This window comes from uncultured Succinatimonas sp. (assembly GCF_905203285.1).
Classification (GTDB): Bacteria; Pseudomonadota; Gammaproteobacteria; order Enterobacterales; family Succinivibrionaceae; genus Succinatimonas.
In genome coordinates this window covers 38602-50678 of the sequence record NZ_CAJKVK010000005.1, presented here as the reverse complement: position 1 = coordinate 50678, position 12077 = coordinate 38602, and the positions used below count along the sequence as shown (strand labels likewise).

Genomic DNA, 12077 nt, shown 5'->3' with positions numbered 1-12077 from the left:
GTTGATACTTTTAATAACTTGTACTTTTACTTTAACAGGCTGTAGAAATCAAACAACAGATAGTGGTTTTAAAGGGAATGTAGAAATTGCTTGGGATGATGTAAAAGATGATTTTGATCAGATAGATCAAGATGTTGAAAATGATACCTCTAAACAAGATGTTAAAGCTTTAACACAAACAATTTTAGATGGTTATGATAAAATCAAAGAAGGAATTACTCAAGACAATCAAGAGGAAGCTAAAAAAGTTTATGAAGCTGCAAGTCGATTAGAGTATATAGAAAAAAATACAGATCAAAAGTTATCAAGTGAAGAAAAAGAAATTTTAGAATTAGGAAAGAAAACGAAAACATTGATGATGCATTATTATGGAAATGGGGAAGGTGTTTTTCAAGATGCTGTAGATGATGTAGAAAATGGGATTGATCGCGTAAAAAATTTTACTGAAGAAAAATGGAATGATTTTAAAGATAAATTAGAGTAGGGAATACTCTTTTTTTATTTTTTGCTTGTTTTATAATAAAGGTCTTGTTATAATAATAAGGCACACAAGCCCGAATGGCGAAATTGGTAGACGCAGCGGATTCAAAATCCGCCGCTAGCGATAGTGTGTGGGTTCGAGTCCCACCTTTGGCACCATCAGTTTTCCCCTTCTCAAAAAAATTCACCAAAATTTTTCAACAAAAATTCTTGAATTTCTGTTTTTGTATTTTTAATTTCGAGTTTCTAAAAAAAGCTTATCGCAATTTAACTGCTTGAATTTAAATATGTTTTACTTATGACAATAGTAATATTATCTTGTGTTTTCCCGCTTTCCTACTAAAAATAAAGCCCAGTTTACCTACTGAGCTTCATGAAAAAACACTAAATTTTTTAGCGTATTAAATAAACAATTAAAGCAAAAATAGCAATTACAACCACTGCTGTTAATGATATCGTCTTAATTTGGGTTTTCTTGGCTTTTGCCCTTAATTCAGCAATTCTTTGAGTAATATAAGCTGATCTTTTTTCCATACCTTCTTGTGTTTCCGCATCTTTGCCAAGAGGGATATTAAGATCCTGAGCTCTCTTTAATTCGCTGGCAAAAACCTGTGGCAGCATCATTTCATCAAACTTTTTTAAATTCTTAAGCTCGGTTTTATAGTTAACCGGATCAGGCGAAGATAACATCTTCGCGATTTCGTCATAATAATTGACCATATAAAAAACCTTTAAAAATTAAAAACAAAATAATATTTTACAAATCACTATGCATTAAACTTTACGTCTTAACAAAACTATAGCTAAAAACATAAAAGCTAAAGTAGGTAAACTCGCTCCTAAAATAGGAGGAATTCCATAAACTAAAGCAAACGGTGCACCAATCTGATTTGCCAAATAGAAACCGAAACCTAAAGCAATTCCAGCTAACACTCGAGCCCCCATAGTCATGGAACGCAATGGTCCGAATACCGTTGAAGCAGCCAAAAGCAGCATAACTATCATGGTAAGCGGAGACATAAACTTGTTATAAAGTTCTAAACGATAACTTGAAGCATCCTGATTATTCTCTTCAAGATAATTTATATAGTCAATAAGACCTCTTGCAGTCAAATTGTATCCTTTAACGCCAACTACCTCGACACGCTCGGGCGTTAAATTCAAACTCCATTTTTCCTCTGCTAAATTAGTTCTTATCACTTTGTTTTCAGTATATTCAGTTTTCCTTACGCCTCTCATTATCCATTTGCCATCCGAATAGACTCCGCTTTTAGCTCTTGAAAAAGCTTTAAGATTTTTTCCTTCCACTTCATAACGGACAATATCTAAAAGCGAGCCGTCTGACATGGTATATCTAATACCGATAAAACTTTGACCTTCTCTTAACCACAATCCGTCGTTGGTAACAGATAAATTTCCGTTTGACGAGGCAAAATTCAATCGATTTTCAGCATATTGCTCAACACGTGGAACAACAAACTCACCCAAACAAACTATCACTAAAATAAGCGGTATAACTGTTTTAAGAGCACTTAGAACAATACCGGTTCTGGAAATGCCGATAGACTGCATCACGATAAGCTCTGAGGTTCTTGCTAAATTACCAAGAGCAATAACACCGCCCAAAAGCACGGCTACAGGAAAGAACAGCACAACAATACCGGGGACTTCAAGTGCAACGTGAGATACCAAAAACAAAAAGTCTACACTGCCGCGACCAATATAGCGCATCTGATCGACAAACGTAATTAAAGTTGTCAGTAAAGTTAAACAAAATGTTACTAACAAAATGGTAAAAAACACATTTTTACCGATATATCTGTCAAGGATGCCGAATTTCATTATTTGGCCTCCTTTTTAGCACGCAAAAGTTTCCAAAAATTACGCGGTAAATTTAAAGGAAGACCGACAAACAAGAAAAATACTACCGGTACAACAAATAATCCCGGATATAAAGGCAGCGATCCGGAATTAATCATATTTCTGCAGGACAGTAAAAACATGTAATAAGACGCATAAATCAAAATTGCCGGCATTAAACGTGCAAATCTTCCCTGACGCGGATTAACCATAGATAAAGGAATTGCGACAAAAGTTAAGATAAACACGGCAAAAATCGGAGATAAACGCCACTGGGCTTCAACCACTGCTCGTGTTTCACCTGAATGCAAGAGCTCAAAAGTGTCTCTGCTTGAAATTGAATCATCTTCCTGCAATTCAGAATCACTTCCTGCAACCGGTGTCCTAAATTTATCAAAAATAGCTTTATTTGATGTTCCGTCTTCAGTCATAACTTCATAGCGACTGCCTTTATCAAGCTCAAGCCATAAAACGCCGTTTTCATCATGCACGAGATAGCCTTTGTCAGCTATTGTCATAGAATTTCCGACATTGGCAAACGGAGCTTCCATCACGAAGACATGAGCGATATTTTTTTCTCCGTCACTTTTTTCTTCAACGTTTTCTATGTAAATATTGTAGCCGCCCATTGAAGAAAACTTCCCGCTTTCAATAGGTAAAAACTGCGGATTGTTTTCCGTTTGCTTCATTAATGTCTCTTTGGCGCTTGATGCCCACGGGACAAGGTAAATACAATTAAATGCAGTAACTATTGAAGTAAAAAAGGCCAAAATCATGGCAATAGTCATCACGTTTGCCGGAGAAAAACCGATTGAACGCATGACAACCATTTCAGAATCTGAACAAATACGCCCAAGCGTTATAAGACAGGCTAAGAATAAAGTCAAAGGCAGCATAATCATAGCAATTTCAGGAACTGCGTACGCTGCAAGATTTGTAATGATATCAACGGGGACGCTGCCGACGGCGGCACGTGATATCAGTCTTATCATGCTCTGACTTAAAAAAACCACCAGCAAAACAATCAAAGTAATGATCTGGGTTTTTAAAATCTCTTTAAATATATATTTATATAAAATCAACTTACAACCTACTCTTTTAAAGCTCTAATCCAAGATCTGATAAGAGCTTTAGGTGCTCTTGGCGGAATTAAAGGATTCTCAGATTTTATATAGCGTAAATCATCCAAAGCCAAAAACAAATGATCTGCGCTTAATTGCGCTAATTTTTCACCATGAAAAATATTAATAAGCGGTAATTCGTCTTTATTAATATGCGCCTTATATTTTAAAACCTCACAGACCAATTCATACAAAATATTTCCCTGAGTTAAAGGATCAAGCGACAATAATGAATCTATTGCTCTTTCTTCGTTTTGTTGTCCGTTTAATGCGTCAATTAATTCCTTTAGCATATGGGAAATCTTAATGTCATCATCACTTTGAATCAACTTCAACGCACCGTAAGGTTTATATCCTGATAAAGCCAAAGCTATCTGTGCACGAGCATCCTCTGCAGAACACTGCCTTTTTATAAAATCAAGAGACTCAGGCAAAGAGGCCTTAGGCAAAACAATTTTATAAGCTCTTGACAAAATTGTCGGCAATAACGATTCAAGAGAACGGGCCGTCATAATAATCAAAGTATTCTGCGGCGGCTCTTCGAAGGTTTTTAAAATAGCATTTGCAGCCCCTTCGGGCATGGTATGCGCATCTGCAATTACGGCAACTTTTTTATTTCCGGCGCCTGCAGACTCTACCGCCCAAGAAGAAAGCTTGCGCATACTGTCAATACGTACACTTTTTCTTAACGCACTATCCTCTTCAACAGCTAAAAGAATCTTAGGATCCCGCTGCATATCAAGCCCGTTATCAGCTTCATCCTTTGTCGATCCTATAACAGCTATAAAATCAGGATGTGTTCCAGCATCGAACATACTGCAAGACTTGCAATGCCCACAAGGATGTCCGTTTTGCGGAGAAGAACATAAAAAAAGCTTAGCACTTTCACATGCTACATAATTAACACCGGACTCCCGATCTCCGGCAAACAGTACGGAACCGGGTAATCTTCCGCTTAAATATGCGTTTGAAAAATTTAAAAACGGCTTATTTAAAAAACTTTCTAAAATCACAACAAAGCCTCAAGTGCCGATATGGCATCTGCCCTTACTTCTTCAACGGTTTTGGACGCATCAATGACTTTAATATAAGGAAGATGCTTTGCTGCTTCCAAATAAGTATTACGAACTCTCTCAAAAAAAGACAGCTGCTCAAGCTCAAAGCGATCAAGAGCTCCACGGCTTCTGGCTCTTTGCATGCCAAGTTTAGGATCGATATCTAAAAGCAAGGTCAAATCAGGTCTGAATTTACCTAAGGCTACATTACGAACGGAATCTATTTCATCCATCGGTAAACCGCGGCCTCCGCCCTGATACGCCACCGTAGACAAATCATGACGGTCACAAATTACGCATTTACCTTCGGCAAGGGATGGCTTTATTAAAGTCTCGACAAGCTGAGCCCTTGCGGCATACATTAAAAGCAATTCACTTTTATCGCACAATTTTTCTTCAGGACACGGAGTTTTTAAAATTGCACGCATTTTCTCTGCAAGGACGGTTCCACCCGGCTCCCTTACGGACACAAAATCAATTCCTTTTTGTGTAAGCCACTTTTCAATTTCTTTTATCAACGTACTTTTTCCTGCACCCTCAGTGCCTTCAAAAGTAATAAATAAACCGCGCATTTTATTTATCCTGCAAAAATTCACGATACTCTTTTACCTTTTTACGATATTGAGAGACCGCTTTATTATGTTCTTGTAAAGAATTACTGAAAATATGTCCGTCTTTAGGATCATGGCTTTTTGCCACAAAATACAGTGCATCGCTTTTTTCCGGGTGCAACGCCGCTTGAATTGATTCGGCTCCCGGCATGGAAATCGGGGTCGGAGTAAGTCCTGTTCTGGTGTAAGTATTATAAGGAGTATCTTTTCTTAATTGAGAACGGGTAAGCGGACCTTTAAAATCAGGACTTACGCCATACATTACCGCCGGATCTGTCTGAAGCATCATTCCCCGCTTCAAACGGTTATAAAACACTGCTGCAATTTTATTGCGTTCAGCGCCGATAGAACTCTCTCTTTCAATAATAGAAGCTAAAATCAAAGCATCATACGGATCTTTTACCAAAATAGTCTTATCACGTTTCGGCCACTCTTTTTCCATATAAGACGCCATATGTTTAAGCGCTTTTTTTATCATGCTCAAATCCGTGTCTTTTTCAAAATAAGGATAAGTTGCCGGAAACAGCAAGCCCTCTAAAGAATCATGAATACCGCCAATCGCTTCAAGTTCTTTATCAGTTAAAGTATCGGCTAAAAACTTTTTAGGATCAGATATTTTCTTTTCAAACTCCGCGTCTGCAGGAAGATCTTCAACGCTTTCTACCCTCTTTAAAAAGGCACTTAAAGTCATTCCTTCAACTAAAGTTATAACAGGAGTCTTAGGCATAAAGACTTCACCTTTTTGCATGGAATGCAGAAAATCAGTTAAAGATTTACTGCCGTCTGCATAGTATTTTCCTTTCTGGATCCCGGAAAAATTCCTGCCGTAAACCGTACTCCATAATGAAAGCATGAAATCAGGGTAATCATCTTTTAGAAGATCTATAACAGTCTGCTTAACTGTTGCCCCGCCTTTTAACTCATATACCTTACCCTCAACGTAAATTTTATGATTGGAAATATCTTGAAAATATTTGTTTCCAATAAATACGGCAAAAGATCCCAAAACCGCAACAACAATAAATAAATATATATAGAATTTAACTCTTAATCCTTTTTTATTACCGGACTGTTTTACATTACTTTTCACAGTGCGTTTAGCCGTTGTTTTTGCCATTGACATACTCTTTAATTTGTATCACTCGGTAAAAGCAGAAACTAAATCCTTTCTAATTCATACTATTATAGCTAATTTCCCAACTTTACACTTTCTAAAAAACAATGACTCTGCCTTGCTTTGGATCCTTTGATTTTTTCGCGTGACTTCACAAAGACAAAAAGCTAAAATTGACATTTATTTTTAAGCAAGATTCACACTATTTTTAAGGCCTTGAATAATGGAAATGGACAAAACTTATCAACCTGAAAAATTCGAAAGTGAAATTTATACCAAATGGGAAAATAACGGCCTTTTCAAACCGTCAGGAAATACTGCGGCAAAAGCCTATTCCATCGCTTTACCGCCGCCGAACGTAACCGGCTCTTTACATATGGGACATGCCTTCCAGCAAACCATCATGGACAGTCTCATCCGTTTCCATCGCATGAAGGGAGATAATACCCTGTGGCAATGCGGTACCGATCATGCCGGCATCGCCACTCAGATGGTGGTAGAACGCAAGCTTGCAAAAGAAGAAAACCTTACCCGTCACGATTTGGGTCGCGAGAAATTCATTGAAAGAATTTGGAAATGGCGCCAAGAATCAGGCGGTACCATTACCCGTCAAATGCGCCGCTTGGGTGACTCCGTTGACTGGAGCCGCGAGCGCTTTACCATGGATGAAGGCTTATCAAATGCTGTTAAAGAAGTTTTCGTCCGCTTATATGATGAAGATTTAATTTATCGCGGCAAACGTCTTGTTAACTGGGATCCGAAACTTCGTACCGCAATTTCCGATTTGGAAGTTGAAAACAAAGAGGTTAAAGGCTACATGTGGTATATCCGTTATAAATTAGCTGACGGGCTTACCACCAATGAAGGCAAAGACTACCTTTTAATCGCCACTACACGTCCTGAGACACTGCTTGGTGATACCGCCGTTGCCGTAAACCCCAAGGACGAGCGTTTTAAAAACTTAGTCGGAAAAGATTTGATTCTGCCTTTAGTCAACCGCCGTATTCCAATCGTAGCCGATGAACATGCCGACATGGAAACCGGTACCGGATGTGTGAAGATTACTCCTGCTCATGACTTTAACGACTACGCCGTAGGCAAGCGTCACAAACTTGCCATGATTAACATCATGACCGAAGATGCCTGCATCCGTGAAGAAGGAGAAGTATTCAATACCGACGGCATGCCGTCTGATGAAGTATCAGGCTTCATCCCGGAAGCTTACAGAGGGCTTGATCGCTTCAAAGCCCGCGACCTGATTTTAGAAGATTTAAAAGCAGAAGGTCTCTTTGATCACACTGAAGATCATACCCTGTCCCAGCCTTTTGGTGATCGCGGCGGCGTTCCTATTGAACCTATGCTTACCGATCAATGGTATGTTCGTGCGTCAGTACTTGGAAAACCTGCTCTTGAAGCTGTTGAAGACGGCAGAATTAAATTCGTTCCAGCTCAATATACCAATATGTACTATTCTTGGATGCGCGATCTTCAAGATTGGTGTATTTCCCGTCAATTATGGTGGGGTCACCGCATTCCTGCATGGTACGATGAAAAAGGCAACATATATGTTGCAAGAAGCGAAGACGAAGTCCGCAGCAAATATAATCTTGATAAAGATTTAGTATTGACTCAAGATCCCGATGTCCTTGATACTTGGTTCTCGTCAGCTTTGTGGACATTCTCTACTTTAGGTTGGCCTGATAACACCAAAGAGCTTGAGACATTCCATCCTACATCGGTTCTTGTTACCGGCTTTGACATTATCTTCTTCTGGGTTGCCCGCATGATCATGATGACCATGCACTTTATGAAAAATCCTGACGGAACACCGCAAGTGCCTTTCCATACCGTATACGTCACCGGATTAATTCGCGACGAAGAAGGACAGAAGATGTCCAAATCCAAAGGTAACGTTCTCGATCCTTTGGATATGATTGACGGTATTGATATCGAAACACTCGTCAAAAAGCGTACTGCCAATATGATGCAGCCGCAAATTGCCGAAAAGATTGCAAAACGTACCCGTAAGCAATTCCCCGACGGCATTTCAGCTCATGGCACCGATGCTTTGCGCTTTACTCTCTGTGCTTTGGCCTCAAACGGTCGTGACATCAACTGGGATATGAAGCGCCTTGAAGGCTATCGTAATTTCTGCAACAAGATTTGGAACGCCAGCCGCTTTGTTCTAATGAATATCGACGGCATGACTTTATCTAAACCGCAGGCTTCAGATTTGTCTTTGGCTGATCGTTTTATTTACTCTAAGCTTGCTACCGCCATTAAAGACATCCGCGAATCTCTTGATTCCTACCGCTTTGATCAGGTTGCAACCATCCTTTATGAGTTTATTTGGAACGAATACTGTGACTGGTATCTGGAATTCACCAAGGCTATTTTAAAAGACGATACTTTAAGTGCCGCGCAGCATAACGCTACTGCATATACTTTGGTTGACGTTCTTGAAACCGTTTTAAGAATGGCTCATCCGGTGATTCCGTTTATTACCGAGACCATTTGGCAGCAATGTGCTCCTTTGCTAAATCGCATGAATAATGAGAAAACCATTATGGTTGCTCCTTATCCTAAAGCAGAGGATTATATTTTTGACGCTGAAGCCGAAAAAGATATTCTTTGGATTAAAGACTTCGTTACAGCCGTCCGCAATCTGCGTGCAGAAATGAAAGCAGGTCCTGCAGTTAAGCTTGCCCCGATTGTCCGCGGTGCTTCTGCAGACGAGCAGCGCTGTGCCAAAGAAAACAGCCGTTGCTTAACACTTGTAGCCAACATTGAGCCGATTGTCTTTGCAGGCAGTGATGAAAAACTTCCGCCTTGCGCATCTAAGCCTTTCGGCACTGCTGAAGTTCTTATTCCGATGAAAGATCTTATAAATAAAGATGCCGAGATTAAGCGCCTAAGCGATATGGCTAACAAGCTTAAAGGTTTAATCAAAGGCGGAGAAGCCAAGCTTAATAACGAAGCATTTACTTCAAAAGCTCCGGCTAAGATCATCGAAGGAGCAAAAGCCCAACTTGAACTTAATAAAGCTCAGTTAAGCAAGATTGAAAGTCAGATTGAAGAACTATCAAAACTTTAATCTTCTCTAAATTAAGAAAGGGCTTCAAAAGGAAGTCCTTTCTTTTCTAAAGATGTGCACCATCTTGTAGCTTCTTTAATAAAAAATGCACTATTTTAGTTACGTGTTTTGTTAAATGTTGCACAGAATGTATTAGAATCATAAGATTTGCTGAATCAAATTTTTAAAAAGAGAATGTTTTCCAATGGCTAATTTTCAATTAGATATAGCTAAATTCGGCGGCACTTCAGTTGCCGATTTTAAAGCAATGACCAGCAGTGTTCAGGTTTCAGCAAGTAATCCCAACACTCGTTTAGTAGTAGTCAGCGCCTGTGCAGGCGTTACCAATATTTTGGTAGAGTTAGCTTCAGGAGCCTGCTCCCGCGATAAAATCGAAGAACTTATCAAAAAGCTGTACGATATTCACTACGAAATCGCCTCTAAAGTCGCCACTACTGACATATGCCTTAAATTTATCAAAGAGCATTTAAATGAGATCCGCGATTTAGCCAATGAAGCCGCAATGGAGCGTTCCGATGCTCTGACCGATCGCATCGTTTCTCACGGCGAGCTGATGTCATCATTTTTAATCGTAGAAGTGTTCAAGCTTCACGGTTACAACGCCAAATGGTTTGACGTTCGCCAGGTTATGCGTACTGATTCTTGCTTCGGTCACGCTCAACCCTTAGTTGAAGTTGTAGAAAGTTTATGTAAAACCCATCTTGCTCCTTTACTGCAAGACGGAACTATTGTCGTAACCCAAGGGTTCATCGCCTCAAACAGCGAAGGAATGACCACTACCTTAGGTCGCGGCGGTTCAGACTACACTGCAGCCTTATTAGGTGAAGCATTAGCCGCTTCCACTATTTCAATCTGGACTGACGTTCCCGGTGTTTATACCACCGATCCGCGTTTGGTTCCTCACGCAAAACCGATTGATGAGTTAACCTATCTTGAAGCTGCCGAGATGGCAACATTCGGTGCCAAGATTTTGCACCCGTCAACCTTAATTCCGGCGGTTCGCCGCGGGATCCCGGTTTATGTCGGTTCAAGCAAAGAGCCGGAAAAAGGCGGCACCTGGGTAAAACCCGAAACCACAAGCCATCCTGCTTTTAGAGCTGTAGCATTACGTAAAAACCAGACTCTTATCGTCTTAGCCAGCCCTAAAATGGTAGGTGCATCAGGATTCTTAGCCAAAGTATTCAGCGTTTTTGCAAAATACAATCAATCAATTGATTTGGTATCAACATCAGAAGTATCAATTGCCGTTACTTTAGATGCAGGCAGCAATACCTCAGGTATTAATGAACTTAACGAAAATATGCTCAATGAGTTAAGACAATTCTGCCATGTTAAAGTTGAACACAAATTGTCATTAGTTGCCGTCATCGGCAATGAAATGTCTTCTATACCTGGAACTGCAACTCGTGCCTTTGACGCTATCGAAAATTATGCCGTCCGCATGATTTGCTACGGTGCATCAAATCACAATTTGTGCTTCCTAGTCGAGGAAGATAAAGCAGTTGAAGCATTAACGGCTTTACATAAACATTTACTTGAAGACTAATTCTTAGTTTTGTACTAGGACACGCCGCATTTAAATCGCGGCGTGTTTTTTATGCGCAAAAAATAACGGAGCTTAAGGCTCCGTTATTTTTTGAAATCGAATTTAAATTAAAGAGAATCGTAAGAGCCGAGTTCCTTAAAGGCCTCGATAACACGATTAACGATGCTCTCTTCACACTTACGCAACCATACACGCGGATCATAATACTTCTTATTAGGAGCATCAGGTCCGGTCGGATTACCAAGCTGAGCCTGAAGATATGCTTCATTGGCCTTATAGTAATCCATAATGCCCTTCCAGCCTGCCCACTGTGTATCGGTATCAATATTCATCTTAATGACACCATATGAAACAGCTTCGGCAATTTCCGCAGGAGAAGAGCCTGAACCGCCGTGGAATACGAGATTCATAGGCTTAGGACCGGTATGGAATTTTTCTTCAACAAACTTCTGAGAATCACGCAGAATAGTCGGCTTCAATTTAACGTTGCCGGGCTTGTAAACGCCGTGAACATTACCGAAAGAGGCTGCGATAGTGAAATTCGGGGAAATCTTCATGAGGCGCTCATAAGCATAAGCAACATCCTGCGGCTGGGTGTAAAGAGCTGACTCATCCTTACCTGAATTATCAACGCCGTCTTCCTCACCGCCGGTGCATCCGAGCTCAAGCTCAAGAGTCATACCCATCTTGGCCATACGCTCTAAATACTTGCTGCAAATATCAATATTCTCTTCAAGAGACTCTTCTGAAAGATCAAGCATGTGGGAAGAGAACAAAGGCTTGCCGTTTTTGGCAAAATACTCTTCACCGGCATCAAGCAAGCCGTCAACCCAAGGGATTAACTTCTTAGCGCAATGATCGGTATGAAGAATTACCGGTACGCCATATTCTTTGGCAACATTGTGAACGTGCAAAGCACCGGAAATAGCGCCGAGAATTGAATTGCCCTGAGGACGATCAACTTTAAGACCTTTTCCGGCAACGAATGCTGCACCGCCGTTTGAGAACTGTACGATAACGGCAGAACGAGCCTTAGCGGCAGCCTCTAAAACAGCGTTAATGGTATTCGTACCGACGCAGTTTACGGCAGGAAGCGCATAACCGTTTTCTTTAGCTACGGCAAATACTTTCTGAACGTCCTCTCCGACGAGAACTCCGGGTTTAACAACATCTAAAATTTTAGTCATTTTGGTGCC

10 protein-coding genes and 1 tRNA gene are annotated in these 12077 nt (G+C 40.3%); 4 read left to right on the top strand and 7 right to left on the bottom strand.

Features of this window, described 5'->3' with window-relative positions:
- Positions 1 to 484 (top strand): hypothetical protein (locus tag QZ019_RS01435; RefSeq protein WP_295481814.1); only part of this gene is annotated, 484 nt, incomplete at its 5' end.
- 68 nt (positions 485 to 552) lie between these two features.
- Positions 553 to 639 (top strand) — tRNA-Leu (locus QZ019_RS01430).
- Between the two features lie 234 nt (positions 640 to 873).
- On the opposite strand, the gene QZ019_RS01425 is transcribed toward QZ019_RS01430, so the two are convergent.
- From QZ019_RS01425 to mltG, 6 genes are read right to left on the bottom strand one after another with little or no spacing between them, the layout of a single operon-like run.
- Complete coding sequence (locus QZ019_RS01425; protein WP_294568054.1) at positions 874 to 1200, bottom strand: hypothetical protein; 327 nt, start codon at positions 1198 to 1200, stop codon at positions 874 to 876.
- A gap of 54 nt (positions 1201 to 1254) precedes the next feature.
- Positions 1255 to 2322: an LPS export ABC transporter permease LptG gene (lptG, locus tag QZ019_RS01420; protein ID WP_294568056.1), complete on the bottom strand. Its 1068-nt coding sequence runs from the start codon at positions 2320 to 2322 to the stop codon at positions 1255 to 1257.
- Positions 2322 to 3422, bottom strand: a complete 1101-nt coding sequence (lptF, locus tag QZ019_RS01415; protein WP_295481811.1) for an LPS export ABC transporter permease LptF — start codon at positions 3420 to 3422, stop codon at positions 2322 to 2324. The genes lptG and lptF overlap by 1 nt, the downstream gene beginning before the upstream one ends.
- 8 nt (positions 3423 to 3430) lie before the next feature.
- Positions 3431 to 4474, bottom strand: a complete 1044-nt coding sequence (locus tag QZ019_RS01410; RefSeq protein WP_295481809.1) for a DNA polymerase III subunit delta' — start codon at positions 4472 to 4474, stop codon at positions 3431 to 3433.
- A complete protein-coding gene (gene tmk, locus QZ019_RS01405; protein ID WP_294568062.1) occupies positions 4471 to 5088 on the bottom strand; it encodes a dTMP kinase in 618 nt (205 codons plus the stop codon). The genes QZ019_RS01410 and tmk overlap by 4 nt, the downstream gene beginning before the upstream one ends.
- 1 nt (position 5089) lies before the next feature.
- Complete coding sequence (gene mltG, locus QZ019_RS01400; RefSeq protein WP_295481807.1) at positions 5090 to 6217, bottom strand: endolytic transglycosylase MltG; 1128 nt, start codon at positions 6215 to 6217, stop codon at positions 5090 to 5092.
- A gap of 253 nt (positions 6218 to 6470) precedes the next feature.
- On the opposite strand from mltG, the gene QZ019_RS01395 reads away from it, so the two are divergent.
- Both QZ019_RS01395 and lysC read left to right on the top strand, forming a co-directional pair.
- Positions 6471 to 9335 carry a valine--tRNA ligase gene (locus QZ019_RS01395; protein WP_294568067.1) on the top strand — a complete coding sequence of 955 codons (2865 nt, stop codon included), beginning with the start codon at positions 6471 to 6473 and terminating at the stop codon, positions 9333 to 9335.
- A 184-nt stretch (positions 9336 to 9519) separates the two neighbouring features.
- On the top strand, positions 9520 to 10881 hold the full coding sequence (gene lysC, locus QZ019_RS01390; protein ID WP_295481804.1) for a lysine-sensitive aspartokinase 3: 1362 nt from the start codon (positions 9520 to 9522) through the stop codon (positions 10879 to 10881).
- 107 nt (positions 10882 to 10988) lie between these two features.
- On the opposite strand, the gene fbaA is transcribed toward lysC, so the two are convergent.
- Positions 10989 to 12068 carry a class II fructose-bisphosphate aldolase gene (gene fbaA / locus QZ019_RS01385; protein ID WP_294567488.1) on the bottom strand — a complete coding sequence of 360 codons (1080 nt, stop codon included), beginning with the start codon at positions 12066 to 12068 and terminating at the stop codon, positions 10989 to 10991.
- Positions 12069 to 12077: the final 9 nt, after the last annotated feature.

Excerpts from the sequence above, each read along its gene's own strand:
- QZ019_RS01425 (WP_294568054.1), bottom strand. The coding sequence starts at position 1,200 with ATGGTCAATTATTATGACGAAATCGCGAAGATGTTATCTTCGCCTGAT.
- lptG (WP_294568056.1), bottom strand. The coding sequence starts at position 2,322 with ATGAAATTCGGCATCCTTGACAGATATATCGGTAAAAATGTGTTTTTT.
- tmk (WP_294568062.1), bottom strand. The coding sequence starts at position 5,088 with ATGCGCGGTTTATTTATTACTTTTGAAGGCACTGAGGGTGCAGGAAAA.
- QZ019_RS01395 (WP_294568067.1), top strand. The coding sequence starts at position 6,471 with ATGGACAAAACTTATCAACCTGAAAAATTCGAAAGTGAAATTTATACC.
- lysC (WP_295481804.1), top strand. The coding sequence starts at position 9,520 with ATGGCTAATTTTCAATTAGATATAGCTAAATTCGGCGGCACTTCAGTT.
- fbaA (WP_294567488.1), bottom strand. The coding sequence starts at position 12,068 with ATGACTAAAATTTTAGATGTTGTTAAACCCGGAGTTCTCGTCGGAGAG.